The 22,903-nt window shown below is 72.6% G+C and carries 29 protein-coding genes and 2 pseudogenes; 13 read left to right on the plus strand and 18 right to left on the minus strand.

Translation table 11 applies throughout. From position 1 onward, the window contains the following. A pseudogene (locus IO20_RS0132350) lies at nt 1-239 on the minus strand (heme-binding protein); the annotation flags it as partial. Between the two features lie 548 nt (nt 240-787). Here IO20_RS0132350 and IO20_RS0132355 point away from each other — a divergent pair. The 4 genes from IO20_RS0132355 to IO20_RS0132370 all read left to right on the plus strand — a co-directional run bounded on the left by IO20_RS0132355 (nt 788) and on the right by IO20_RS0132370 (nt 4,462). Then, complete coding sequence (locus tag IO20_RS0132355; protein WP_051875047.1) at nt 788-1,900, plus strand: sensor histidine kinase; 1,113 nt, start codon at nt 788-790, stop codon at nt 1,898-1,900. Continuing rightward, complete coding sequence (locus tag IO20_RS0132360) at nt 1,900-2,520, plus strand: response regulator (protein WP_030556357.1); 621 nt, start codon at nt 1,900-1,902, stop codon at nt 2,518-2,520. The genes IO20_RS0132355 and IO20_RS0132360 overlap by 1 nt, the downstream gene beginning before the upstream one ends. A gap of 96 nt (nt 2,521-2,616) precedes the next feature. Next, entirely contained in the window at nt 2,617-3,867 is a 1,251-nt protein-coding gene (locus IO20_RS0132365) for an FAD-dependent monooxygenase (protein WP_030556355.1), read from the plus strand. 94 nt (nt 3,868-3,961) lie between these two features. After that, entirely contained in the window at nt 3,962-4,462 is a 501-nt protein-coding gene (locus IO20_RS0132370; RefSeq protein WP_030556354.1) for a hypothetical protein, read from the plus strand. A gap of 23 nt (nt 4,463-4,485) precedes the next feature. On the opposite strand, the gene IO20_RS0132375 is transcribed toward IO20_RS0132370, so the two are convergent. Continuing rightward, nucleotides 4,486-5,166 (minus strand): pentapeptide repeat-containing protein, encoded by a 681-nt coding sequence (locus IO20_RS0132375; protein WP_030556352.1) that lies wholly within the window; start codon nt 5,164-5,166, stop codon nt 4,486-4,488. Nucleotides 5,167-5,264: 98 nt separating this feature from the next. On the opposite strand from IO20_RS0132375, the gene IO20_RS0132380 reads away from it, so the two are divergent. Together IO20_RS0132380 and IO20_RS0132385 are read left to right on the plus strand one after the other, a co-directional pair. After that, entirely contained in the window at nt 5,265-6,428 is a 1,164-nt protein-coding gene (locus IO20_RS0132380) for a phytoene desaturase family protein (protein WP_030556350.1), read from the plus strand. Nucleotides 6,429-6,521: 93 nt separating this feature from the next. Continuing rightward, nucleotides 6,522-7,520 (plus strand): zinc-binding dehydrogenase, encoded by a 999-nt coding sequence (locus IO20_RS0132385; RefSeq protein WP_030556348.1) that lies wholly within the window; start codon nt 6,522-6,524, stop codon nt 7,518-7,520. Nucleotides 7,521-7,584: 64 nt separating this feature from the next. Here the strand turns inward: IO20_RS0132385 and IO20_RS0132390 are convergent, their stop codons facing one another. Genes IO20_RS0132390 through IO20_RS0132400 form a run of 3 tightly spaced genes read right to left on the minus strand, consistent with a single transcriptional unit; the run spans nt 7,585 to nt 9,374 of the window. Continuing rightward, nucleotides 7,585-7,938 (minus strand): hypothetical protein, encoded by a 354-nt coding sequence (locus IO20_RS0132390; protein WP_245685134.1) that lies wholly within the window; start codon nt 7,936-7,938, stop codon nt 7,585-7,587. 10 nt (nt 7,939-7,948) lie between these two features. Then, nucleotides 7,949-8,428: a GNAT family N-acetyltransferase gene (locus IO20_RS0132395; protein ID WP_030556344.1), complete on the minus strand. Its 480-nt coding sequence runs from the start codon at nt 8,426-8,428 to the stop codon at nt 7,949-7,951. A gap of 49 nt (nt 8,429-8,477) precedes the next feature. Further along, nucleotides 8,478-9,374: an aminoglycoside phosphotransferase family protein gene (locus tag IO20_RS0132400; protein WP_030556342.1), complete on the minus strand. Its 897-nt coding sequence runs from the start codon at nt 9,372-9,374 to the stop codon at nt 8,478-8,480. 119 nt (nt 9,375-9,493) lie between these two features. Between IO20_RS0132400 and IO20_RS0132405 the strand changes: the two genes are divergently transcribed. Next, nucleotides 9,494-10,882, plus strand: coding sequence for an NAD(P)/FAD-dependent oxidoreductase (locus IO20_RS0132405; protein WP_030556340.1), 1,389 nt, complete (start codon nt 9,494-9,496; stop codon nt 10,880-10,882). Between the two features lie 100 nt (nt 10,883-10,982). Here the strand turns inward: IO20_RS0132405 and IO20_RS0132410 are convergent, their stop codons facing one another. Both IO20_RS0132410 and IO20_RS0132415 read right to left on the minus strand, forming a co-directional pair. Further along, entirely contained in the window at nt 10,983-13,037 is a 2,055-nt protein-coding gene (locus IO20_RS0132410; protein ID WP_030556338.1) for a restriction endonuclease, read from the minus strand. Nucleotides 13,038-13,168: 131 nt separating this feature from the next. Beyond that, nucleotides 13,169-13,462 (minus strand): hypothetical protein, encoded by a 294-nt coding sequence (locus IO20_RS0132415; protein WP_030556337.1) that lies wholly within the window; start codon nt 13,460-13,462, stop codon nt 13,169-13,171. 90 nt (nt 13,463-13,552) lie between these two features. On the opposite strand from IO20_RS0132415, the gene IO20_RS0132420 reads away from it, so the two are divergent. From IO20_RS0132420 to IO20_RS0132435, 4 genes are all read left to right on the plus strand, one after another. Next, nucleotides 13,553-13,912 (plus strand): ArsR/SmtB family transcription factor, encoded by a 360-nt coding sequence (locus IO20_RS0132420; protein ID WP_030556335.1) that lies wholly within the window; start codon nt 13,553-13,555, stop codon nt 13,910-13,912. Between the two features lie 100 nt (nt 13,913-14,012). Further along, complete coding sequence (locus IO20_RS0132425; RefSeq protein WP_030556332.1) at nt 14,013-15,365, plus strand: MFS transporter; 1,353 nt, start codon at nt 14,013-14,015, stop codon at nt 15,363-15,365. Between the two features lie 230 nt (nt 15,366-15,595). After that, nucleotides 15,596-16,144 (plus strand): SMI1/KNR4 family protein, encoded by a 549-nt coding sequence (locus IO20_RS0132430; protein ID WP_106978698.1) that lies wholly within the window; start codon nt 15,596-15,598, stop codon nt 16,142-16,144. Between the two features lie 318 nt (nt 16,145-16,462). After that, the gene (locus tag IO20_RS0132435; protein WP_030556328.1) at nt 16,463-17,038 is read left to right on the plus strand and encodes a GNAT family N-acetyltransferase; all 576 of its coding nucleotides are present in this window, start codon (nt 16,463-16,465) and stop codon (nt 17,036-17,038) included. A gap of 434 nt (nt 17,039-17,472) precedes the next feature. Here IO20_RS0132435 and IO20_RS37110 read toward each other — a convergent pair whose 3' ends face one another. Both IO20_RS37110 and IO20_RS0132445 read right to left on the minus strand, forming a co-directional pair. After that, nucleotides 17,473-17,682: a hypothetical protein gene (locus IO20_RS37110; RefSeq protein ID WP_037636830.1), complete on the minus strand. Its 210-nt coding sequence runs from the start codon at nt 17,680-17,682 to the stop codon at nt 17,473-17,475. 4 nt (nt 17,683-17,686) lie between these two features. Further along, nucleotides 17,687-18,241 carry a DUF5994 family protein gene (locus IO20_RS0132445; RefSeq protein ID WP_037636832.1) on the minus strand — a complete coding sequence of 185 codons (555 nt, stop codon included), beginning with the start codon at nt 18,239-18,241 and terminating at the stop codon, nt 17,687-17,689. 234 nt (nt 18,242-18,475) lie between these two features. Between IO20_RS0132445 and IO20_RS42465 the strand changes: the two are divergent. Then, a pseudogene (locus tag IO20_RS42465) lies at nt 18,476-18,549 on the plus strand (PAQR family membrane homeostasis protein TrhA); the annotation flags it as partial. Between the two features lie 28 nt (nt 18,550-18,577). Here the strand turns inward: IO20_RS42465 and IO20_RS0132450 are convergent. From IO20_RS0132450 to IO20_RS0132480, 7 genes are all read right to left on the minus strand, one after another. After that, entirely contained in the window at nt 18,578-18,760 is a 183-nt protein-coding gene (locus tag IO20_RS0132450; RefSeq protein WP_030556324.1) for a hypothetical protein, read from the minus strand. 78 nt (nt 18,761-18,838) lie between these two features. Further along, on the minus strand, nt 18,839-18,994 hold the full coding sequence (locus tag IO20_RS40895; RefSeq protein WP_169749560.1) for a DUF6131 family protein: 156 nt from the start codon (nt 18,992-18,994) through the stop codon (nt 18,839-18,841). A gap of 222 nt (nt 18,995-19,216) precedes the next feature. Continuing rightward, nucleotides 19,217-19,813, minus strand: coding sequence for an alkaline shock response membrane anchor protein AmaP (amaP, locus tag IO20_RS0132460; RefSeq protein ID WP_030556322.1), 597 nt, complete (start codon nt 19,811-19,813; stop codon nt 19,217-19,219). A 12-nt stretch (nt 19,814-19,825) separates the two neighbouring features. After that, nucleotides 19,826-20,497 (minus strand): DUF6286 domain-containing protein, encoded by a 672-nt coding sequence (locus IO20_RS0132465; RefSeq protein ID WP_030556320.1) that lies wholly within the window; start codon nt 20,495-20,497, stop codon nt 19,826-19,828. Beyond that, nucleotides 20,494-20,937, minus strand: a complete 444-nt coding sequence (locus IO20_RS0132470) for a hypothetical protein (RefSeq protein ID WP_030556318.1) — start codon at nt 20,935-20,937, stop codon at nt 20,494-20,496. The genes IO20_RS0132465 and IO20_RS0132470 overlap by 4 nt, the downstream gene beginning before the upstream one ends. Continuing rightward, complete coding sequence (locus IO20_RS0132475) at nt 20,934-21,161, minus strand: hypothetical protein (protein ID WP_030556316.1); 228 nt, start codon at nt 21,159-21,161, stop codon at nt 20,934-20,936. The genes IO20_RS0132470 and IO20_RS0132475 overlap by 4 nt, the downstream gene beginning before the upstream one ends. 36 nt (nt 21,162-21,197) lie before the next feature. Continuing rightward, nucleotides 21,198-21,638, minus strand: coding sequence for an Asp23/Gls24 family envelope stress response protein (locus IO20_RS0132480; protein ID WP_030556314.1), 441 nt, complete (start codon nt 21,636-21,638; stop codon nt 21,198-21,200). Between the two features lie 124 nt (nt 21,639-21,762). On the opposite strand from IO20_RS0132480, the gene IO20_RS0132485 reads away from it, so the two are divergent. After that, on the plus strand, nt 21,763-22,350 hold the full coding sequence (locus IO20_RS0132485; RefSeq protein WP_211270459.1) for a hypothetical protein: 588 nt from the start codon (nt 21,763-21,765) through the stop codon (nt 22,348-22,350). On the opposite strand, the gene IO20_RS42470 is transcribed toward IO20_RS0132485, so the two are convergent. Both IO20_RS42470 and IO20_RS0132495 read right to left on the minus strand, forming a co-directional pair. After that, nucleotides 22,328-22,489 carry a S1 domain-containing protein gene (locus IO20_RS42470; RefSeq protein WP_107062870.1) on the minus strand — a complete coding sequence of 54 codons (162 nt, stop codon included), beginning with the start codon at nt 22,487-22,489 and terminating at the stop codon, nt 22,328-22,330. The genes IO20_RS0132485 and IO20_RS42470 overlap by 23 nt on opposite strands. Nucleotides 22,490-22,665: 176 nt before the next feature. Then, a partial coding sequence (locus IO20_RS0132495; protein ID WP_030556310.1) for a MerR family transcriptional regulator occupies nt 22,666-22,903 on the minus strand: 238 nt, incomplete at its 5' end.

The raw sequence follows: 22,903 nt of genomic DNA on the forward strand, positions 1-22,903 counted from the left end.
TCGACGACGGCGACGGAGACGCGCTGGTTCTCCTTCTCGGCGGCGTCCAGGGTGGCCTGCGCGGCCTTCGTGGCGGCCTCGATCGTCAGGTGCGTCGACTGCTGCAGGTTGCCGTTGGCGGCGTCGGCCATGACGGCGGCGGGGGCGGCGGCCGGGGCGGAGGCGTTCGCGGAGACCGCGCCGAAGGTGCCGGCGGCGAGGACAGCGGCGGCGGTGGCGCCGAAGAGGATCTTCTTCATGAGGAACTCCGTGAGGGTGAGGTGGGGCGGGTGAGGCGGCAGGCCGTGGGACCGTCAGCCGGAGGCTTGAGCACCATGGGCCGTGAGCCGGAGGCTTGAGCGCCGTGGGGCCGTGACTCGGGCCATGAGGCCCGGGGGGCCGAGCGGTGGGGCGGCTCGTCCGCCTCGTTCGCTCTGAGATCCATCCTGTGGCCGGAACCCGGGCCGTCCGGTCCACGGTCCGGCTGTCCTCCGCGCGCACACTGGAGGACGACCGGGTCAGCCGATCGGCTGATGCCGTCGTGGTCCCTCCGGGCCAGGATGGACTGATAGCCCCAGGTCAGAAGGCCTACAGGCACAGGCCGGAACGGCATGGGCGGAGACCACGGGCCGCCGGACGGCCCGGCGGCCCGGGAGGGGCGGAAGGGCAGGAGGGCGGAGACGTGACACGGCCGAAGGCACAGCGCGGCGGCACCGCGGCCCGCCCGGCGGAGACCGAACAGGATTCCGCCGCCCCCCGGCCGGCGGAGAGCGAACGGGACCCGGACGCCGCCTGGCTGGCGCGGGTCATGCACATCGCCTTCTTCCTCCTCCTCGGCGCGTCGCTCGTCCGCTTCCTGCTGCGCCACCCCTGGGAGGACCGCAGCCCCTGGATCGTCGCCCTCTCCGGCGCCCTCGCCTCCCTCTACCTCCTCGGCCCCGTCGTCGGCACCCGCGCCGCGCCCCGCCGGATCGCCTGGCTGAGCACGGTCGTCGCCGTCTGGATCCTCCTGGTCGTCCTCGCGCCCAGCTTCGCCTGGTGCGCGGTGCCGCTCTTCTACACGGGCCTGCGCACCCTCCCGGCGCGCGCCGCGCTCGGTCTGGTCACGTTGCTCACCGCGTTCGTGGTGTTCGCGCAGGTGCAGCTGGCGCACGGCGGCTGGGACCCGAACCTGATCGTGGCGCCGCCGGCCGTCGCCGCCATCGCCACCGGGGTGTTCGTGTACTCCGACCGGCAGGCCGCCCGCCAGCGGGCCCTGATCGACGACCTGATCCGCACCCGGCGCGAGCTCGCCGCGATCGAGCGCCGCGAGGGCACCCTCGCCGAGCGCCAGCGGCTCTCCATGGAGATCCACGACAGCCTGGCGCAGGGCCTGTCGAGCCAGCAGATGCTGCTCCAGGCGGCCGACCGCACCTGGGACAGCGACCCGTCGACCGCCCGCCGCCACGTCCGTACCGCCGAGTCCATCGCCGAACGCAACCTGGCGGAGGCGCGCCGCTTCGTGCACGACCTCGCGCCCGCCGACCTCGCCGGGGGCGGTGGCCTCGAAGAGGCCCTGCGGGGCCTCGCCACCCGCGAGTCCGCGGCCTTCCGGGTCGACGGGACGGCGGTCCCGCTCCCCGAACGGGTGCAGTCGGCGCTCCTCCGCATCGCGCAGGGCGCCCTCGCGAACATCCGCGAGCACGCCGGAGCCGAATCCGCCGCCCTGACCCTCACGTACCTCGACGACCAGGTGGTCCTGGACATCGCCGACGACGGCCGCGGCTTCGACCCGGCCGAGAGGCCCGGCGGGGTGCGCGGCCACGGACTGCCCGCGATGGGCGTGCGCGCGCGGCAGCTCGGCGGCACCCTGACAGTCGAGTCCACCCCGGGCGAGGGCACGGTGCTCTCGGCCGCGATCCCGCTCTCCCTGGAGTCCTGATGTCCGTACGGATCCTGCTCTGCGACGACCACATCGTCGTCCGCGCCGGGCTGCTCGCCCTGCTCGGCAGCACCCCCGACATCGAGGTGGTCGGCGAGGCGGGCAGCGGTGAGGAGGCGGTGGCGATGGCGGCGAAGCTGAAGCCCGACGTCGTCCTGATGGACCTCCAGCTGGGCGCGGGCATCGACGGCGTGGAGGCGACCCGCCTGATCGCGCCGACCGGCGTCCACGTCCTCGTCCTCACCACGTACGACACGGACGCCGACATCACGCGGGCGATCGAGGCGGGCGCGACCGGTTACCTCCTGAAGGCCGAACGGCCCGAGGAGCTGTTCGCCGCGATCCACTCGGCCGCCCAGGGCCGCACCGCCCTGTCCCCGCCGGTCGCCAGCCGGGTCATGGACCGGATGCGGGGCGCGGCGGGCCCGAGCCTCACGGACCGGGAGCGGGACATCCTCGGCCAGCTGGGGCGCGGCCTCGGCAACCGCGAGATCGCGCGGGCCCTGTTCATCAGCGAGGCGACGGTGAAGACGCACCTGGGCCGGATCTACGCGAAGCTCGGCGTCGACACGCGGGCCGGCGCGGTCGCGGTCGCCAAGGAGCGCCGCCTGCTGCCGTAGGGCGTGTCCTTCGGATCGCCGGTTCGCGTCGTCCGGCACCGCGCAGGCGCCGCCACTGCTACTGTGCGCTACTGCTCGACCGCATGGTGTCACGCCATGCCCCGGTTCTCAGTGGGAGCGCACGTGAAGCTCGCGATCGTCGGCGGCGGCCCCGCCGGCCTCTACCTCTCGATCCTGCTGAAGCGGCAGGATCCCGCGCACGACATCACCGTGTACGAACGGAACCCGGCGGGCTCCACGTACGGCTGGGGCGTGACGTACTGGGCGGGGCTCCTCGACAAACTGCGCGCGGGCGATCCCGAGTCCGCGGCGGCGGTCGCCGAGGCGTCCGTGACCTGGAACGACGGGGTCGCGATCGTCCGTGACGAGCGGACCGTCCACCGCGGTGACGCGGGCTTCGGCATCGGGCGGCGGCGGATGCTCGCACTGCTCGCGGACCGGGCCGAGGAGCTGGGCGTACGGGTGGAGTTCGAGCACGACATCACCGGCCCCGACGCGCCCGAACTGGCCGGGGCGGACCTGGTCGTCGCCGCCGACGGCGTCAACAGCGCCCTCCGCGAGGCGCACGCCGGGCATTTCGGCAGCGAGGTCACCAGCGGCCGCAACCAGTACATCTGGCTCGGCACCACCAAGGTCTTCGACTCCTTCAGCTTCGCCTTCAAGGAGACCGAGCACGGCTGGATCTGGTGCTACGCCTACGGGTTCAGCGGCGAGCGTTCCACCTGTGTCGTCGAGTGCTCGCGGGAGACGTGGACCGGTCTCGGTCTCGACACGCGCGGCGAGGGCGACAGCCTGCGCCTCCTGGAGAAGCTGTTCCACGACCTCCTCGACGGGCACGAGCTGATCGGCCGGGAGCGGGCCGACGACGCCGCCCAGTGGCTCACCTTCCGCACCCTCACCAACCGGGTCTGGCACCGCGGCAACCTGGTCCTCCTCGGCGACGCCGCCCACACCACCCACTACTCGATCGGCGCGGGCACCACCCTCGCCCTGGAGGACGCCCTCGCCCTCGCGGAGGCCCTGCGCGGACCGGGAAGCGCCCAGGACGCAGCCGCCCTCGACGCCGCCCTCACCGCGTACGGCAGGCGGCGCCGCGCCGAACTCGTCTCCGCGCAGAGCGCGGCCCGCTACAGCGCCCAGTGGTACGAGAACCTCCCCCGCTACATGAACCTCGAACCGGCCCGGATGTTCGCCCTCCTCGGCCAGCGCCACTCCCCCCTGCTCCCGCACATCCCGCCGCAGCTCTACTACCGGATCGACCGGGCGGCCGAGCAGCTCGAACCGCTGCGCCGCCTCAAGCGCTGGCTCGGCCCCCGGGTGGCGAGGGCGGTCCACGGCCGCCACTGAAGCGGCCCGATGTCCCGGCCTCGCGTACGGGCGCGGCCCGACGCCCCCGGCCTCGCGTACGGGCGCGGCCCGGGGGCGTGACACCATCAATCCCGTGCTCGACATCGGCTACTCCCTCTCGCGTCGCTTCCCCGACCCGCCGCAGACCGACTACCGCCACGCGGACGTCCACGCCCTGCGGCACGACCTGTTCTGCGGGGACGTGTACCTCGCCGACACCGAGGCGGACCGCGAGGTGTCCACAGCCTGGGGATGGGTGCCGGTGCTCGACTTCGCGTGGGCCCTGTGCGACATCGTCGAGCAGCTCGACCAGGACCCGCGCGGCAGCCGCGCCTCCCAGCCCCAGTACGCCGAACTCGACTTCACCGAGTCCTCGGACCGCATGCTCTTCGAGCGCCGCTTCGGCTGGGTGGACGTCGAGGCCGACTGGATGCCGGGCGACGAGCCCCCGGTCACCTTCAGCCACGCCGCACTGCGCCGCGAGGCCCGCGACTTCCTGCACGACCTGATCGCCGACCTCACCGACATGCACGAGGGCCTCGCCGACAACCCGGCCGTCTGGTCCCTCCAGGCCCGCTTCCCCCGCCTGCCGTAGCCCCCCGGCCCCCGGCCCCGGCGTCACTCCTCCACTCGCACCCCCAGCCGCGCCGCGAGCACCGGCGCGAGGTCGAGGAGCTGCGCCGTCGAGATCACGGCCCCCGCGAGCGACTCCACCCCGCGCTCGATCTCCAGGCGCTGCACCCCTCTCAGATCCACGTCCTTCAGCCGTGCCCCGGAGAAGTCGACCCCGGTCAGGACGCAGTCCACGAACTCCACCCGTTCGAGCACCGCGCCCCCGAAGTCGAGATCGCTCAGCACGCACCCCTCGAAGACGACGTCCCTCAGCTTCGCCGACCGCAGGTTCAGATAGTCGCTCTTGCCTCCCCGCACCACGACTCTCTCCAGGACCGCCCCGTGCAGCTGCACCCCGCCGAGCCGCGCGTCCACCATCTCCACGTCCCGCAGCTGCGCCCCGGCCAGGACCGTCCCCACCCCCCTGACCCCGGTCAGCACCGAGTCGAGGAAGCGGGCCCCCGACAGCCGCGCCTCGTCGAGCCCGCACTCCCGCAGCGCGCAGTCCAGGAACCGCGCGCCCTCCCCCGACTGCCCCGCCAGGTCGAGTCCGGCCAGTTCGAGCCCGTCGTAGTCCCCGTCCGGCTCGAGCCCGCCCCCGTACGCCTGCAGGGGCGGCAGCCGCACCTCCGGCCGCCGGGCCGCCGCCACCGGCGCCTGCTTCTTCCGATTCCGCGTCGTCGCCATGCCCCCATGGTGATGTACGCCACTGACAACGCCCCGATGTCACGAACGCGACCCCGCCGCCCGTCGCACCCTCAGGACCCAACACGAGGGAGACGGACATGCGGAAGCTCACGATCATCGGAGGCGGCTTCGCCGGACTGACCGCGGCCATCACCGCCGCCGAGGCCGGCACCAAGGTCACCGTGCACGAGGCGCACCGGACCCCCGGCGGCCGGGCGCGCACCGCCGAGGGCCCGTACCGCACCAACGAGGGCCCGCACGCGATCTACAGCGGCGGCCCCCACTGGACCTGGCTCAAGCAGCGCGGCCTCCTCGGCCCGCTCGCCCCGCTGCCCGCCGCGGAGGGCCTCCGGTTCCGCTTCCACCGCGGCGGCGTCCTGCGCCGCACCCCGCCGCTCGGCATGCTGCGCCAGTCCCTCCGTGCCGCCGGAAGCGCCCCCGTGGACCTCGACTTCCACACCTGGGCCTCCGGGATCGCGGGCGAGCGGGTGGCGCGGGAGGCCGCCGCGTACGCCGGGGTCGCGCTCTTCCACCACGACCCCGGCGCGCTCTCCGCGCGTTTCGTCCAGGAACGGCTGCACCGGGCCGCCGCCCTGCCGCCCGAGGCGCACTATGTGCGGGGCGGCTGGGGCCAGCTCATCGAGCGGATGATCGCGCGCGCCTGGGAGATGGGCGTACGGATCGAGACGTCGTCGCGCGTCGACAGCCTGCCGCTCGGCGAGGGTCCCGTGATCGTCGCCACCGCGCTGCCCGCCGCCGCCCGGCTCCTCGGCGACCCGTCACTGACCTGGGAGAGCGGCCGTGCGGTCCTGCTCGACCTGGCGCTTCGCGCCCGGCGGGGCGACCCGTTCGTGATCTCCGACCTGGACGCGCCCGGCTGGATCGAGCGGTTCACGGCCCAGGACCCGACGCTCGCCCCGGCCGGACAGCAGCTGATCCAGGCCCAGCTGCCGATCGGCCCCGGCGCGGCCAAGGCGGACGGCGTCGCCCACGCCGAACGCCTCCTCGACCTGGGCTTCCCCGGCTGGCGCGAACGGACGGTGTGGCGGCGGGAGTCGGTGTCCCAGGGCCGTACGGGCGCGGTGGACCGCCCCGGCACGACCTGGCGCGACCGGCCGGCCGTCGACAGGGGCGACGGCGTGTACCTGGTGGGCGACCAGGTGGCGGCGCCCGGCGTCCTGTCGGAGGTGTCGTTCACGAGCGCGGTCGAGGCGGTGTCCCTGGCGCTGCGCGCGGACAGCCACGCCCTGAGGAGGGCTTGACCTCAAGCGCGCTTGAGGTCGGAGGCTTTCCCCTGGCACCACCACTCACGCCGCACCACTTCGCTTACCGCCGCCGATGACAGGGGAACCGTCATGCACGCCATCCGCCTCCACGCCTTCGGACCCGCCGAGAACCTCACGTACGAGGAGACGCCCGACCCCGTGCCGAGCCCCGGCCAGGTCCGTATCCGGGTCGCGGCGGCCGGCGTGCACCTCCTCGACACCGCGCTCCGCGAGGGGATGCCGGGCCCGTTCCCCGCGCCCACCGCGCTCCCCACCGTCCCCGGCCGCGAGGTCGCCGGCACCGTCGACGCCCTCGGCGAGGGCACCGACCCCGGCTGGCTCGGCAGACGGGTCGTCGCCCACCTCGGCATGGCCCCCGGCGGCTACGCCGAACTCGCCGTCACGGACGCCGCCCGCCTCCACGCCCTGCCCGACCACGTCGACGAGGCGAAGGCCGTCGCCATGATCGGCACCGGCCGCACCACCCTCGGCATCCTGCAGTTCACGGCGCTCGGCCCGGACTCGATCGCGATCGTCCCGGCCGCCGCCGGCGGCATCGGCACCCTGCTCGTCCAGTACGCCAAGAACGCCGGCGCCACCGTCATCGGCCTCGCCGGCGGCCCCGCGAAGGTCGCCCTCGTCCAGGAGAACGGCGCCGACCTGGCCGTCGACTACAAGGAACCCGACTGGGCGGAGAAGGTCCGCGCGTACCTGGACGGGCGCACCGCCACCGTCGTCTACGACTCGGTCGGCGGCGACACCGGCCGGGCCGCCGTCGACCTGCTCGGCAAGGGCGGACAGCACGTCGTCTTCGGCTGGTCCGGCACCGGTCTCCGCGAGGGCGAACCGCTCACCTTCACGCCGGAGGAGCTCGCCGCCCGCGGCATCACCTCGGAGTCCGTCCTCGGCCCCGTCATGATCCAGAAGGCGGGCGGTGACGTCCGCAACCTCGAACTCGCCGCCCTCGAAGCGGCGGCCACCGGCAGCCTCCGCCCGGCGGTCCACCGCTTCCCGCTCTCCGACGCGGCGGGCGCCCACCGCGCCCTGGAGACCAGGGGCACGACGGGCAAGGTGGTCCTGGTGCCGTGAGGCGGCACGGGACGGGATCGGACCCGGGGTGGGATACGAGGGTGGGATCAGACCCCGGGTGGGCTCAGACCCCGACCACGTCCCAGGAGTGCGCCTTGTACTCCTTCAGGAAGTCGGGGTGGTCCTCCCACATCCGGGCGATGGAACGCAGCACGTCCCAGTTCTGCTCAAGCGCCTGGTCCACGACCTGGCGCAGCTCCGGCGCCGACTCCCGCTTCTCCACGAGGCCGTTGACGGCCGCCGCGGCCTGCACGGTGTAGCGCGTGGCGCGCAGGGCCCGGGAGGTGTCGTCCATCCCGAACCCGTGGTCACTCCCGTTCGCCGGGTCGAAGAGCGGGGTCAACCGCGCCTCGATGAAGGCCGTGATCCGCTGGAACCGCTGCTCGATGCCCGTACCCATGTCATTCATGTCATCCATGGGCTCTTTCCTACACCCCGCCCCCGCCCAGCTCCGCCAGCGCCCCGTCCGTCAGGCGGTAGACCGTCCACTCGTCCTGCGGGCGGGCGCCGAGGGACTCGTAGAAGGCGATCGACGGCTCGTTCCAGTTCAGCACGGACCACTCCAGGCGCTCGTAGCCGCGCTCCACGCAGATCCGGGCCAGCTCGCGGAGCAGCGCCTTGCCGTGGCCGCCGCCCCGGGCCTCCGGGCGGACGTAGAGGTCCTCGAGGTAGATGCCGTGGACCCCGCGCCAGGTGGAGAAGTTGAGGAACCAGAGCGCGAAGCCGACGGCCTCGCCGTTCCCGTCCGTCGCGAGGTGCGCGTAGGCGGCGGGCCGGTCGCCGAAGAGGGCCTCGTGGAGCTGCTCGGGGGTCGTCCGGACCTCGTCGAGGGCCTTCTCGTACTCCGCGAGGTCGCGGATCAGGGCGTGGATGACGGGAACGTCGGCGGGCGTGGCTGTACGGATCATGGGGACAGCCTGCCAAGGGCGCGGCGGTCTTGGCGAGGAGAGATGACCGTCACGCCCTCCCGGCCAGCAGGATCCGTGCCACCGCCACCTGTTCCTCGTCGAGGCCCGGTTCGCCCTCCGCCAGCTCCCACAGGCCGTTCTGCAGGATCCGGCCCAGCGTCCACGCCACCGCGCGCCCCCGGTCGCCGACGACCTCGGTGAGCAGGTCGAACCTCCACAGGACGTCGTCGGGGGCGAAGCGGTCCATCAGCAGCGGCAGCAGTTCGAAGCCCGGGTCGCCCGCGAGGGGCTTCGGGTCGATGACCAGCCACGGTTCGCGCCCGCCCGCGAGGACGTTCCCCAGGTGCAGGTCCCAGTGCAGCAGCCGGTCCCCCGGTTCGCCCGCCACCTCCCGTACGGCCGCCGCGCAGTCCCGGAGCACCGCCGCGCCCCGCGCGTCCTCCGCTCCGAGGCGTACGAGCGCGTCCGGCACCCTGGCGAGCATTCCGGCCGCGATGTCACCGAGTCCCCGCAGTCCCTCCGGCGCGGGGACGGCCACCAGGCGGGCGAGGAGCCCGGCGGCGACGCCCAGGGCCGCGCGGGTGTCGGCGACGGACGTCAGCGGCCGGGTCTCGTCGAGCCGTTCCAGGAGCATCGACCCCGTGGCGGGGTCGTGTTCGAGGAGCCGTACGGCGCCGGCCCCGTCCCAGGCGCGCAGGGCGACGGGCTCGCCTTCGGTCTCGTGGTCGGGGATCTGCATCTTCAGCGCGGCCGGCGTGCCGTCCGCGAGCCGTTCGACGGGCAGCACGAGGGACGCGACCCCGTGCAGGGAGGGGCCGGTGACCCGCAGCCCCCACCGGCCGAGGAACTCCTCTGCGAGCCCCGGCAGCCCGGCGACGAACGCCCGTCCTGCCTCTCCGTTGTACTTCACCTGCGAACGGACCAGTTCCTCCGGTACGTGAATCACCCCACGACCTTAGACACCGGCCTCCCGGAGCGCCCGCGGCGACGGTATGCGGGCGACCGTATCCAGGGGACCGAGGCCCCGGGTAACGTCCCGCCCACGCACCCGGAAGAGGGATACACATGAGTACGGTCAACGGCGGCATCTCGTTCTGGTACGCGCAGGACGGCACCCCCGCTCCCCGCGAACCGCTCCCCGGCGACATCAGCGCCGACGTCTGCATCGTCGGCGGCGGCTACACGGGCCTGTGGACCGCCTACTACCTCAAGAAGGCCGTCCCGTTCCTCAACATCACCGTCCTCGAGGCCAAGTTCTGCGGGTACGGAGCCTCCGGGCGCAACGGCGGCTGGCTCTACAACGGCATCGCCGGACGCGACCGCTACGCGAAGCTGCACGGCCACGAGGCCGCCGTCCGCCTCCAGCAGGCCATGAACGCCACGGTCGGCGAGGTCGTCGACGTCTGCGAGCAGGAGAAGATCGACGCCGACGTCCACCGGGGCGGAGTCCTGGAAGTCGCGCTCTCCCCGGCCCAACTGGCCCGCCTGAAGTCCTTCCACGCCGCCGAGCTCGCGTTCGGCGAGACGGACCGGGAGATGTACGGGGCCCGCGAGACCGCCGGCCGCATCCGCGTCACCGGCGCCGTGGGCTCCTCCTGGACCCCGCACGGGGCCCGCCTGCACCCCGTGAAGCTGGTCAAGGGCCTCGCCGCCGCCGTGGAGGCGCTCGGCGTCACGATCCACGAGTCGACCCCGGTCACCGAGATCAAGCCGAAGCACGCGGTCACCCCGTACGGCACGGTCCGCGCCCCGTACGTGCTGCGCTGCACCGAGGGCTTCACCGCCTCCCTCACCGGCCAGCGCCGCACCTGGCTCCCCATGAACTCCTCGATGATCGCCACCGAGCCACTCGACGACGCCCAGTGGGAGTCCATCGGCTGGGACGGCCGCGAGACCCTCGGCGACATGGCGCACGCGTACGTGTACGCGCAGCGCACCGCCGACGGCCGGATCGCACTGGGCGGCCGGGGGGTCCCGTACCGCTTCGGATCGAAGACGGACAACGACGGCCGTACCCAGCCGCAGACCGTCGAGGCCCTCCGCGACATCCTGGTCCGCTTCTTCCCGCAGCTGGCGGGGGTACGGGTGGACCACGCCTGGTCCGGCGTCCTCGGCGTGCCGCGCGACTGGTGCGCCACGGTCACCCTGGACCGCTCGACGGGCCTGGGCTGGGCGGGCGGCTACGTCGGCTCGGGCGTCGCCACGGCCAACCTCGCGGCCCGCACCCTGCGCGACCTCATTCAGCAGGACTCGGGCCAGTCGGGCCCCACCGACCTCACGTCCCTGCCCTGGGTCAACCACAAGGTCCGCAAGTGGGAACCGGAGCCGCTGCGCTGGCTCGGCGTCCAGGCCATGTATGCGGCCTTCCGCGGCGCGGACCACCGCGAGTCGGCGGGCCACGCGGCGGCGACGGACCGCGTGGCGGTCCTGGCGAACCGGCTCAGCGGCCGCTGACGACGACCGGGTGGCGTGGGCACGACACGGTCGGCTCAGCGACCGCTGACGACGACCGGGTGGGCGGGCGTGGCCACGACACGGCCACGCCCGCCGACGCTCACTCCACCTGGATCCCGAAGTCCCCGACGAGCTCCTCGAGACCGCCCCGGTAGCCCTTCCCTCCGAGGACGAAGTCCCAGTCGCCCCCGGCACGCCGCCGGAACGACCCGAGGACGAGCGCCGTCTCCCCGGGCCGCCCGTCCGAGACGACGAGCCGGTCGAGCTCGCCACCGGCGTCGTCCCGCAGCCGGATCGCGGCGTCCGTGAACCCGCTCAGGTCCGCGTCCGGATTCACCTCGGGGTCGACGGCGGCCACCAGCACGAGGCGGTCGGCCCGCGACGGAAGCGCGTCGAAGCCGACCCGCACCGCTGCCCGGTCGCCGGGCGCGGCAGCCGCCATCGCCACCGAACCGTCCGGGGTCGAGGCGTTGTTGAAGAAGACGAACCACTCGTCGCCGAGGACCCGGTTGCCGGCGCAGACCAGGGCGCACACGTCGAGCGCGGCCGCGCCGGACCACACCAAGCCCAGCAGATTGAAGTCGGCGTCGGCCTCGACGGGGGTGTCCACGAGCGTGTCCACGGCGGTGGCCCGCGACGCCCCGGGCCCCAAGCGCCCCCGCAAGCCGTGCTGATGGAGCAGGTCGACCAGCTCGGTCCCCGAGATGAGGGTCAGGGGCTTGCCGTTGGCGAAGGTGTAGGAGCCGGGCCCGAAGCCGGACGTGGTGACCAGGACGCCCTTGTTGGCGCCGGCGCCCTGCACGGTGCCGAAGAGGTCCCGTACGGCGGAGGGCGGCACGGTGTTCCGGTACCGCTTCACCTGGACGAGGATGGAGCCGCCGCTGATCGGGTCCGGATCGAGGGCTTCGACGTCGACACCGCCGTCGTTGGACCGGCGCGTGGTCACGGCCTGGAGCCCCCGGGCCCTGAAGAGCTCGGCCACGAGCCCCTCGAACGCGATCGGGTCCATGGCGAGCAGATCGGGCTCCTCGCCGTCCCCTTGCACGACGACGTCCGGGCCGACCTGGTCGGGAGTCGCCATCGGCGCCACGGCCACCCGCTCGTCGGGCTTGGCGGAGAGCCGCCCGGCGAGGGCCCCGGTGAGACAGTCCACAGCCGCGACGCGTTCCAGATTGAGGCGGTCGAAGTCCCCGCGCTCCACCACGACGGAGGCGACGCACGTCCTCCCGGCGAGGCCGGTCGCCGGGTCTACCCCACCGACGTATCCGTTGAGGCTCACACGGTCGATGAGGCCGAACCGGTCGGCGGCGAACAGCTCCCGCACGGCGAGGAGCGCGCTCTGGGCGAGGACGTCCCGGTAGAGCGCCCGCCGCTGCGTCACGGGCCGCGGGACTTCCTTCTCCTGGTCCGTGCCGGGCAGGTACTTGACGCCCTTGGCCGCGGGCACGACGTCGTACGCGGGAAGGCCCCAGTCGAGAACGAGCGTGCGCCGGACCCGGTCGTAGGCGGCGGACACCTCGCGGGGGAACCCCTCGGGCCAGGCCGTGGACGCGAAGAGGACGGCGGAGAAGAAGTCGACGACGGTCTCGGGCTCGGCGTCCCGAAGGGCCTCGGCGGTCCCGGCGACGCCGGCGTTGTGCGCCCGGATCTCCGCGAGGCGGCCCGCCGCCCACTCGTCGTACGCCCGCCGGTACGCGGCCAGTTGCTCGACACGACGGGCCTCGGCGGCCTGCGCCGCGTACCAGTCCCGCTCGAACCGGGCCCGGCCGCCGTGCTCCTGGTAGTACCGCTGATCGGGCATGGGCACCGGCTCGCCCAGCGGCCCGGGCGCGAACGGCTCGATCCGCTCGGCCCGCCGCAGCGCCTCCACACCGAACGCCGGCGCCCGGCACCCCGCCGCGAGCAGCCCCTCCAGAACGGCGACCCGCTCGTCGAGCTCCCGCGTCTTCCGCAGCGCGTCAGCGTCCCGATGCTGCCGGTACGCGGCCCGCTGCTCCCGCTGCATCCGCGAGACGTCCCGCTCGTACGCCCGCTGCGCCCGCTCGGCATCCCGCTGCTGCCGCAGCACCGCCTGCTGCTGCCCCTCCCGCTGCCGCTGCGCCACCCGCTGCTGCTCGGCCCAGACACCGATCAGCCCCCCGGAACGCCGACTCATCAGCCCCACCCCTCCCGCAGAACACCCCACGCCACCGGTACACCCCCGTGACGCACAAGTGTCCCGGACCGACGTGGCCCGGGGACACAAGAACGCCGGACCGTCCTGACCGTCCTGACCGGGGAGGAAAGTCAGTCTTCGGCGCACCTGGGTGCCGTGAGGTCCACCCAGATCCAGGGCTTCTGGTGCCACGCCCGCACTTCCCCGACGACGAGGTCGACGGTCGCCCCCACGAGGGGCGGCTCCTGGGCAAGCCGCCGCACTCCGGGTTCGCCGCCTCGGCGCAGCACGTCCAACGAAGCACCTACGGGCTCGTACCCGTCCAGCGTCGCCGTGAGTCCCCACGGCTGATGACTGGTGATCGTCGCCTGGACCGTCTCACCTTCGTGAAGCTCGCCGAGGGAGCGCTTCGAGTCGTCTGCCATGTCGGCATCGTCCCTCCTCATGGGTCGGCCGAGGTGGGCGGCGCCACCGAGTCCTCACGGGAGGTTCCCCACGCGGCCTACCCTTTCCTCATGCCTTCACGCGACACACCCTCAGCTGCGAGCGGTACGCATCAGCGCACCCCGGGCCCGCGCGAGCTCGTGCTGGCGGCGGGCGTCTTCGCCCTGCTCGCCGACGCCACGCGGCTGCATCTGGTGTGGCTGCTCGCGCGCGAGGAGTCGGACGTGAGCGCCCTCGCCGACGCGGTCGGCGCGGCGCGGCCCGCGGTCAGTCAGCATCTGGCCAAGCTCCGGCTCGGGGGTCTCGTCGAGTCGCGCAAGGAGGGGCGACGGGTGGTCTACTCGCTGCCGGACGGGCACCTGAAGCGCCTGGTCGTCGAGGCGATCAGTCACGCCGATCACCAGGTGAGCGGCGAGCCCTGGCACGACTGAATCAGGCCGGTCGGGACGATCCCGTAAATCAACAGGTGCGCACCTATGCACGCGTCAGCTACCGTGGAAACACCCCTGTAGCCGACCGAGGGCGTGCCCCATGCTGTCCGTGCTGCGCAACCGTACGTACCGGCACCTCTTCACCGCGCAGGTCGTCGCCCTCGTCGGCACCGGTCTCGCGACCGTCGCGCTGAGCCTGCTCGCGTACGACATCGCCGGCGGGAACGCCTCCGCCGTCCTCGGCACGGCGCTGGCCATCAAGATGGTCGCGTACGTCGGGATAGCACCGCTGATCAGCGCGTTCGCCGACCGAATACCCCGGCGGACGCTGCTCGTCACCATGGACCTCACCCGGGCCGGCGTCGCACTCGCACTGCCGTTCGTCACCCAGGTGTGGCAGGTCCACGTCCTGATCTTCCTGCTCCAGGCCGCGTCCGCCGTCTTCACCCCCACCTTCCAGGCGACCATCCCCGAGGTCCTGCCCGACGAGGACGAGTACACCCACGCGCTGTCGCTCTCCCGCCTCGCCTACGACCTGGAGAGCCTCTTCAGCCCCGTACTCGCCGCCGCGCTGCTCTCCCTCATCTCGTACAACTGGCTCTTCACCGGCACCGCCGCCGGCTTCCTGGCCTCCGGCGTCCTGGTCGTCTCCGTCCTCCTGCCGAAGCCGCGGCCGGTCGACCGCACGGGAGGCACGTACGCGAGGGCCGCCTTCGGAACCCGGCTGTTCCTGGCCACACCCCGGCTCCGCGCCCTGCTCGCCCTCGACCTCGTGGCCGCCGCCGTCGGCGCCATGGTCCTGGTCAACACGGTCGTCCTGGTCCGCGACACCCTCGGCCGCTCGGCCGGCGACGTCTCCCTCGCCCTCGCCGCGTACGGCGCGGGCTCCATGGTCGTCGCCCTCCTGCTGCCCCGGGTCGTCGGGCGCCTCGGCGACCGGGCCCTGATGCTGCCCGCCGCCTTCGTCGTGACCGCCACGCTCGGCCTTCTCGCGGCAGGGCTCGGCACGGGCGGGCTGTCCTGGCCGGCGCTGTGGGCCGCATGGCTGGTGATCGGGGCGGCGACCGCGGCGATCCTCACGCCCGGCGGGCGCCTGCTGCGCCGTTCGGCCGCCGCACCGGATCTTCCGGCGGCCTTCGCCGCGCAGTTCTCCCTCACCCATGCCTGCTGGCTGATCACGTACCCGCTCGCGGGCTGGCTCGCCTCGCAGGCCGGACTCGCCGTCTCCGCTGCCGTACTGACGGCGCTCGCGCTCGCCGCCGCCGTGACGGCCGTACGCCTGTGGCCGCGCGAGGACCCGGCCGAGCTGGAGCACGTCCACCCGGAGCTGGCGCCGGATCACCCCCACCTGGCCGGTGTCGGAGGTCGCAGCCACCGCCACGACTTCCACATCGACGCCCTGCACCGCCGGTGGCCGACGCGGGAACCCGCCCGGGAGAAGAGCGCCGCCTGAGCTGGAGCGGGGCGCAGACAGCAGCACAGGCCCGGGCGACGGCCGCGCGCACCCCGCCGTGCGCGGGATGCGAAGACCCTCAGCCGACATCTATGGGGGTCTTCGCATCACCCCTGATGCCTCTCCCTGTTCAGGGCGTTGCGCGTCTGACGCAACGTGCAAGGGGAGACCAGGCGGTTTGGCCGGCAGTACGGCTCCCTCTGTCGTAGGCGCCTGGCAGGATCGCGCACGTGATAGCCATCGAAGATCTCGTTTCCCGCGTGGCGGCGCAGGCCAGGGCCACTTCGACGACGCTGCCTCCCGCCGCCGGCACCGAGGACGTCGCCGAGGCGGAGGCGGTTCTCGGCTTCGCCCTCCCGCCCCTGCTGGCGAGCCTGTATCGAGAGGTGGCCAACGGTGGCTACGGCCCCGATCACCGGCTCCTTCCGCTGGTCGGGCCGGGGCGTACGGCGCTGAGCGAGTACCAGTCCGAGCGATCCGCATCGGCCGAGGACGACACGCCGTACTGGCCGGCGGGCGTGCTGCCGATCCTCGACTGGGGCTGTGCGATGTACGCCGCGGTGGACTGCCTCAGCGAGACCGCCACGGTCCTCCTCTTCGACGCGAACGCCATGACGGACGACGGAGCCGCCGCCTGGTTCGTCGACGCCTGGAGTCTGGCCGAGTGGCTCGAAACCTGGCTCGCCGGAACAGGGTGGTACCGGGAAGACGCCGACGAGCACGAAGACGTGGCGGAGCCGACCCCGTGGGAGATGGCCGCCTCCCGGATCGCGGAGTGAGTCTCGCCCTCCCACCACCGCCATGCCCAGAAGGCGGCCAGGGTGGCGACGATCAGCGCGATCGCGGTGACGAAGGCGAGACGCGAGGACGCGACGGGCCGGGTCAGGGGTTCCTGAGCCACCAGGACGCTACGCGGGCGGGCGAATGTCCGGCCGGAGCGGTACTCAAGACCCGGGGATCGATGTCGGGCTTCGCGGGCAGGACGAACGGGGCGTCATGGTCGAGCGATCCGAGGTCCTCGCGGCATGAACACCACCGTCTGTCGGCGGCCTGAAAATCGGTGGCATGCCCGGTCTGACCGCGGTGACGATCGTGGCATGTCCCACTTCCTCGAGACCGACCGGCTCGTCCTGCGTGCGTTCACGACGGCCGACATCGATCATCTGCTCGCCCTGGACAACGACCCCGAGGTCATGCGCTTCATCAACGGCGGAAGCCCCACAAGCCGGGAGGCGATCGAGACGAGAACCCTCCCGCGGCTCCTGCACGACTACCCGTGCTGGAGGACCCGCGGCTACTGGGCCGCGCAGGAGAAGTCCACCGGCACCTTCCTGGGCTGGTTCGAGTTCCGGCCGTTGGAAGAGGACAGCCCCGCCGTGGTCGAACTCGGCTATCGGTTGAACCAGGCGGCATGGGGACACGGTTACGCCACCGAGGGGTCCCAGGCCCTGGTCCACAAGGGGTTCACGGACCTGGAGGTCGAGCGGGTCACCGCCAACACCATGGCCGTCAACACCCGATCCCGTCGCGTCGTGGAAAAGTCGGGCCTGTCCTTCATCCGGAACCGCACCGGGGACTGGCCGGAGCAGATCGAGGGCTCTGAGCACGGTGAAGTGGAGTACGAACTCTCCCGGACCGAATGGGAGCGGTCTCGACAGACGTCAGCGGCCTGATGCGCGACTCCGGACATGGACGGCGCCCTCTCGGGAACTGACGGCACCTTCTCGGGAGCTCATGAAGGGGCCGGTCAGCCAGGCCATCACACGCAAGGGCCCCGCGTCCGTGTCGGTGCGCGGGCCTCATGACGGCGGCGTCACAACGGCCCCAGCGCATTCACTCCGCCGAGGCCGCCCTTCCGGATCGCCACACGTGAGCGTGCTCGATCCACATTCGATTTTACGACTGTGGCGCGGGACAGGCGAGCGGACCGACGGGCCTTCGGGGGTCCGACTCAGCCGCGTTCTTCTCGCGGTGCCGGTGGGGTGCGAGGTGGGGGTCCTTTCAAGGGGCGGGCGATGGGCCGGCGAGTGAGGGGCCGGCGGGTGGGTTGTCCCGGGTGTCGGGTGCCCCACCCGCGGCCCTCGGCCGGAGGAATGGTCTGAGGCGGTCAGGGCCAGGTGCCCGTGAGCCGGCGGCGGGAGGCCTGGGCCGTCGGCGTGGGGTGGCTGTGGCCGGGCGGCCGGATGATGGCCGGGAACGGTTCGCTGAAGTGGTGTGCCGCGATGCGTGCGTCGTGCTGGGCGTTGAGGCGGTGGATCAGGCGCATGCCGAACGCGATCAGCAGGGCTCCTGCCGCGAGCGCGATCAGGGTCTCCATGACGTCACCTCCGCGGGGTTCGCGGCAGCGCGATCATCCGGGCTCCGACGACCGCGTGGGGCAGCGGCGGCCGGGCGGACCCGCCGTCGGTCTCCCAGGTGTCCACACCGCTGCGGGCGTCGCGCGTACGGCGGCCGGTCGCGGCTTCGTCGGAGATGAGGACACCGGCGGGCAGGACGCTGCCGGGGAGGGCGGCGGCGTTCATGAGCCGGGCGGCTGCGGCGGGTTCGGTCTCGGGTGGGATCACCAGAAGGTCGCAGCGGCCGACGGTGTAGGAGAGCAGGATCATCTTGTCGGGATCCTGTTCGGTGAACCAGCCCACGTGCACGGTGTGCCCGGTGGCGGGAACCGTGTGCGGGACGACGGGCCAGCGGGTGGGGTTCACCGTGACGCGAGTGATGCGTCCGTAGTGCTCCTCCAGCGCGTCGGCCAAGGGCGGAAGCTCGGCGGCGAGGTCACGCGAACGAGGCCACCAGGCGCCGTCCAGGAGGCCGGCGAGGGTGGACTTCGGCGTCAGCGACAGGCGCGCCGAGAGCGGGGGTGCGAGGGCGATGCTCATGATCGCGGATCCGTCTCCGGGCCGCCCTGCAGGGCGGCCCAGTGTATTGATCGCCGGAAACGACGTCCGCGTGGGAGCGGGTGCTCGAGTTACTCCCGGTAAATCCAGCCTACTCCGCCCCGTGCCCGGACGAGCCGTTCCGAGCAGATGACTTTCCGGCGGGAAACCCACCTCGCCGACAGCCACGTCGACAGCCCCGACCGGACAGGCGGACCGCCATGGCCCAGCCCCGCCGTCTACGCCCTCCAGCGCCCCGACCCTCGCCCCGCTGGTTCGGCTTCCACGAGGTCGTCCACGCCCTGACCGTCGTCTTCCACGCCCTGACCGTCGCAGCCGTCACCGCCCGACCGTGGTGGGCCTGCCTCGGCGGGTACGCAGTATCGAGCGCACCAGCAGGTACAGCACGGCGACGACGAGAAGCAGCACCCCGGTGGAGAGCAGATACAGCGCTCCGTCCACGACAGCGCCGATGACGATCAGGGCGATGGCGCTGCTGAGCACAATCAGGAAGAGGAACATCGCGCTACGCCTCCCTGCGGCAGGGCGGCCTGGTGAAGACTCGACTACCGGGGCTGCGTCGACTCGGAGCCGAACCGCCTACCAGTAATGACGGCGTCCGCCGACCGCGTGACCGGCCGCCCCGAGGATCCACAGGATGACGCCGATCACGACCAGGACGATCCCGATCGTCCACAAGATGGAGATGCTGGCCACGAACCCGATGACAAGCAGGATGATCCCGAGAATGATCATGGTGACCTCCGGTCTCGCAGGTACCTCGCTTCCAGAGTAGGCACAAGCCGCCAAGGCGGCCTGTCAGGCCGTCACTTTCCTGCCCTGCCCGCGCGCGCGACCAGAAGCCGTCCGACCGGCAAGCCGGTCAGGTGCGGTGTGACGGCCGCGGCAACCAGGAGCCGCCGGGCGAGATCCGTCCCTGAATGCGGGATACGGGATACGGGATACGGCGGAGAATTCTCAGTCGACCCGATGAGCGCGGTGGCGGACTTCCCGGAGGCTGACCTCCGCCGGGAGACGGTCGAGGCCCGCCGAGTCCCGCGCGTGTACGAGCGTGTCCCGGTCGAGTCGGTCCAGGATCCGTTCCGGTTCGGCGTGAGGCTCCAGCCACAGCCGCACTCGTGCGACCGGGGCGGTACGCCGACCCGTCAGGCGCACCCGTGCCCGCGCGACTCCGTCCAAGGCTTGCGCCTCTGCCTCGATCACGTCCTCCAGGGCGCGGCCGCCGAGCCGGGCCGTCGCACCGTCCTGGCTGTCGACGAGGACCTGGTGCAGCCGGTCTTTGCGCAGCAGTGCCCAGAGCCACCACAGCAGCAGCGCCAGCACCGCGGTGAGCACCGCGATGACGGTCGGCCACCACCAGTCCTCCGCCCGCCACCGCAGGCGTCCCTCGTCGCCCAGGACGACATCGGCCGGACCTCGGAACGGCCACCAGCCCGGCACGTCGAAACCCCACCGGCGCTGCAGATCCAGACCGCCCAGGAGCACGCCGCCGCCCAGGGCGAACAGTCCGAGGCCGAGCAGCCCCAGCAGAACCCGGTTCACTGTCTTGATCATCGGGATCGACCGTCAGCCTTTCTTCGGGCGCCGGACGTGGACGGCCAGCGTGGGGCGCCGGGCGAGACCCAGACTCGTCATGGCTTCGCCCAGCGCGGCATCGAGGTCGGCACGGACCTCGTCGAGATCGCGGAAATGCACCTGCGCCCGGACTTTGATCTTCCGGCGACTCACGTCGACACGAGCCGACTCGACACCGGACACCCGTACGGCCCGGTCACGCAGGAGCAGGGCGACCGCCCGGCGGTCGAGACCCGCGCGGACCTCGCCTGTTCCTCCGGTGCCGGGGGGCTGCCGCATGGGAAGCAGTCTGCGCAGTCCCGGTGTCACCGCCAGCAGTACGAGGCAGAGGCCGAGGGCCATCGCCACCGCGGCCCCGACGATCACCCACACGTCGTCCAGCGGCCGTGTGGCCAGCTCGTCCGCGAGCCGGCGTCGCCAGCCCATCCCGGGCCGGCCCGCCCGCACCGAGACCACGTCGTACAGGAGCAGCCCGACGGCTGCGAGGGACAGCAGAGCCACGACGATCGCAGGGACCCGCCGCGCGGACCAGAAACGACGCGGCGATGCACGGGCTGTCGGAATCGCGCCGGTGTCCGGGTGCCCTGCGGAGGAATCCGTCTTCGCAGGCTCCGAGGGAGGGTCGCTGTCGCCGGGCAGCTGCCGCCCCGTGTGCGCGCTCATCTCACCCTCTCCCGTTCTGTTCGCCGCGAGTGGGCCGAGTGCAGCCTCTCGACGGCCACCACGAGGTCGGACACCTCCACACCGGCCCATGCCGTGACTCGTTCGGTGACCTCTCGGCGCACCGCCGCGCACTGCGCCCCGATGTCCGACGGATAGCCCAGTTCCACGGCGATGCGCATCCGCACCTGCCCGAGCACCGGTCGGCTCTCGGCAGGACCGTCTGCCCCCTCCGAGCCGTTCCCCTCCGGCGCCCGCCGCACCACCGCCGTCACGTGAGGTGTGCGGTCGCCAGGGGGCACGTGACCGGTCGGCTCGGTGAAACGGCTCAGCGCCTCGCGCGCCACCCGGGCGGCGATCTTCGCGACGACCCGGTCGGCGACCGAGGTCGCACCCCGCTCCCGGCGGGGCACGGCCGGGCGCCTGTCGGCTTCCCTGGTCACTGCCGCCAGTCTCTCCGTGCCCGGCGCTGGTCGTCACGAATACGTTCCTGATCGTCCCGGCGGCGGACGAAGTCACCGGGTTCGAAATCACCTTCCGCCAAACGCCCGACCACGAGCCCGACGACACCCAGCGCCAGTACCAGCAAGAAGGCCCAGAAGCCACCGAAGTACGCGGCGAAACCCAGCGCCATTCCGGCGGCCAAACCCACCACGGATCTGCTCATCACACGCTCCTTCACCCGGCGGCCGACTCCGTCCGGCTACTGGAGCCGCTGCCGCTCCTGGCCCTCGCCGTCCTCGTCCTCCTCGTCGGGCAGCTTCACATCACCGACCATGATGTTGACTTCCACGACTTCCCGACCCGCCATCCGCTCCACCGCGGAGATCACGTTCTCCCGCACCGCCCCGGCCACGTCCGTGATCGAGACGCCGTAGTCGACGACGAGCTCCAGATCGATGGCCGTCTGCACCTCTCCGACCTCGACGCTGACCCCGCGGGTGACGGACTTGCCACTACCGGCGCCAGGCATCCGCTCCCGCACGGATCCCATCGAGCGCGCGAACCCGCTGCCCAGGGCGTGGACGCCGCGCACGTCCCGTGCCGCCATCCCGGCGATCTTCTCCACCACCACATCGGCGATGGATGTCCGGCCACGGGAACCGGGCGCGCCGCCATACTTTGCGCCGGTGTGCTCAGTCATCAGGCACTCCTGCCTCGAGAAGTCAGCCGTGCATCCCTTATTCGAATTATATTCTCTATGGGCCGTTTTATCCGGTCGTCGTGAGTCGAGGGAGAGGGTGGAAGAGGTGAAGACCGAGGCGTTGATGCAGTCAGTGCGCGGTCGGCTCGGCCTGGGGCGACTGCTGCCCCTCGGAGGGCCGGACGACGGCACGTGGATCACCGAACAGGCGGCCGTCCGGGCTCTCTGGCGCAAGGCCGCCGGGGTTCCCGGCGTTCGACTGGAGAGCATGCGCATCGGGCCGGTCCCGGACGAACCCGTGCTCGAATCGGCCGTTCGCCCGCCCGTCGGCGCGCTCCCGCCCGGCCCGCTCAGGGTCGAGGCGGCCTTCACCGGGTCCGTGACGCTGCCCGTACCTCAAGCCGCCGAACAGTTGAGGACGACTCTGCTCAAGGCGGCCGGCGAAGAACTCGGCCTGAGCACTGCGACAGTCGACCTGCGCGTCACGGACCTCCACGAGGACCCGGAGGCGGACGGAGGACCGCAGACCGCAGAGAACGTCATGACGCCCCCGGCCGATGCGCCCACGCGGAGCTCGGCCCCCGTGACCGAACCAGAACCCCCGCGGGGGCCGGTCGGAGAGCTGGCCGACGTCGCGTCGGCCGTGCCGGGCGTTGCCCGCCTCACCGCCCCACTGGGCGGCCACCCCGTCAGGGTGACGCACCAGGCGTAGCCGCAGCGCCCTTCTGCCCCTGGATGACGTCGATCGTCACCGTCTGGCCCTCCAGCAGCTCACGGAAGCCCGAGGAGTTGATCGCCCACACGGTGCGGGAGGCAGAGGCGATCGCCCCGGTTCCTGCGGCACAGCACAGCGAAAAGCCACGCCGAAGGCGTGGGCAAAGGGAACTTCCGAACCACGACAGCTAACGGGGACGGTACCCGTCCGCACACCTCGTCACGAAAAGAGCTCCTCCGAGTGGGAGCGGGACGAGAAGAGCTCCTCCGAGTGGGAACGGCCCCGCCGAGGTACGGCGGAGCGCGCGCCGTCTCAGGCCGCGGCGGGCGGGCTGGCCGATTCGGCTGCGCGGCGGTATTCGGCGTTGATGCGCTGGGCCTCTTCGAGCTGGTCTTCCAGGACGATGATGCGGCAGGCGGCTTCGATGGGGGTGCCCTGGTCGACGAGTTCGCGGGCGCGGGCGGCGATGCGCAGCTGGTAGCGGGAGTAGCGGCGGTGGCCGCCCTCCGAGCGCAGCGGGGTGATCAGGCGGGCTTCGCCGATGGCACGG

The sequence above is a fragment of the Streptomyces exfoliatus genome (assembly GCF_000725545.1).
Classification (GTDB): Bacteria; Actinomycetota; Actinomycetes; order Streptomycetales; family Streptomycetaceae; genus Streptomyces; species Streptomyces exfoliatus.

Bases quoted from the DNA above. Each gene is read 5' to 3' on its own strand.
- IO20_RS0132355 (WP_051875047.1), top strand. From the start codon at position 788: ATGCACATCGCCTTCTTCCTCCTCCTCGGCGCGTCGCTCGTCCGCTTC.
- IO20_RS0132360 (WP_030556357.1), top strand. From the start codon at position 1,900: ATGTCCGTACGGATCCTGCTCTGCGACGACCACATCGTCGTCCGCGCC.
- IO20_RS0132365 (WP_030556355.1), top strand. From the start codon at position 2,617: ATGCCCCGGTTCTCAGTGGGAGCGCACGTGAAGCTCGCGATCGTCGGC.
- IO20_RS0132375 (WP_030556352.1), bottom strand. From the start codon at position 5,166: ATGGCGACGACGCGGAATCGGAAGAAGCAGGCGCCGGTGGCGGCGGCC.
- IO20_RS0132380 (WP_030556350.1), top strand. From the start codon at position 5,265: ATGCGGAAGCTCACGATCATCGGAGGCGGCTTCGCCGGACTGACCGCG.
- IO20_RS0132385 (WP_030556348.1), top strand. From the start codon at position 6,522: ATGCACGCCATCCGCCTCCACGCCTTCGGACCCGCCGAGAACCTCACG.
- IO20_RS0132390 (WP_245685134.1), bottom strand. From the start codon at position 7,938: ATGGATGACATGAATGACATGGGTACGGGCATCGAGCAGCGGTTCCAG.
- IO20_RS0132395 (WP_030556344.1), bottom strand. From the start codon at position 8,428: ATGATCCGTACAGCCACGCCCGCCGACGTTCCCGTCATCCACGCCCTG.
- IO20_RS0132405 (WP_030556340.1), top strand. From the start codon at position 9,494: ATGAGTACGGTCAACGGCGGCATCTCGTTCTGGTACGCGCAGGACGGC.
- IO20_RS0132410 (WP_030556338.1), bottom strand. From the start codon at position 13,037: ATGAGTCGGCGTTCCGGGGGGCTGATCGGTGTCTGGGCCGAGCAGCAG.
- IO20_RS0132415 (WP_030556337.1), bottom strand. From the start codon at position 13,462: ATGGCAGACGACTCGAAGCGCTCCCTCGGCGAGCTTCACGAAGGTGAG.
- IO20_RS0132420 (WP_030556335.1), top strand. From the start codon at position 13,553: ATGCCTTCACGCGACACACCCTCAGCTGCGAGCGGTACGCATCAGCGC.
- IO20_RS0132425 (WP_030556332.1), top strand. From the start codon at position 14,013: ATGCTGTCCGTGCTGCGCAACCGTACGTACCGGCACCTCTTCACCGCG.
- IO20_RS0132435 (WP_030556328.1), top strand. From the start codon at position 16,463: ATGTCCCACTTCCTCGAGACCGACCGGCTCGTCCTGCGTGCGTTCACG.
- IO20_RS37110 (WP_037636830.1), bottom strand. From the start codon at position 17,682: ATGGAGACCCTGATCGCGCTCGCGGCAGGAGCCCTGCTGATCGCGTTC.
- IO20_RS0132445 (WP_037636832.1), bottom strand. From the start codon at position 18,241: ATGAGCATCGCCCTCGCACCCCCGCTCTCGGCGCGCCTGTCGCTGACG.
- IO20_RS0132450 (WP_030556324.1), bottom strand. From the start codon at position 18,760: ATGTTCCTCTTCCTGATTGTGCTCAGCAGCGCCATCGCCCTGATCGTC.
- IO20_RS40895 (WP_169749560.1), bottom strand. From the start codon at position 18,994: ATGATCATTCTCGGGATCATCCTGCTTGTCATCGGGTTCGTGGCCAGC.
- amaP (WP_030556322.1), bottom strand. From the start codon at position 19,813: ATGATCAAGACAGTGAACCGGGTTCTGCTGGGGCTGCTCGGCCTCGGA.
- IO20_RS0132465 (WP_030556320.1), bottom strand. From the start codon at position 20,497: ATGAGCGCGCACACGGGGCGGCAGCTGCCCGGCGACAGCGACCCTCCC.
- IO20_RS0132475 (WP_030556316.1), bottom strand. From the start codon at position 21,161: ATGAGCAGATCCGTGGTGGGTTTGGCCGCCGGAATGGCGCTGGGTTTC.
- IO20_RS0132480 (WP_030556314.1), bottom strand. From the start codon at position 21,638: ATGACTGAGCACACCGGCGCAAAGTATGGCGGCGCGCCCGGTTCCCGT.
- IO20_RS0132485 (WP_211270459.1), top strand. From the start codon at position 21,763: ATGCAGTCAGTGCGCGGTCGGCTCGGCCTGGGGCGACTGCTGCCCCTC.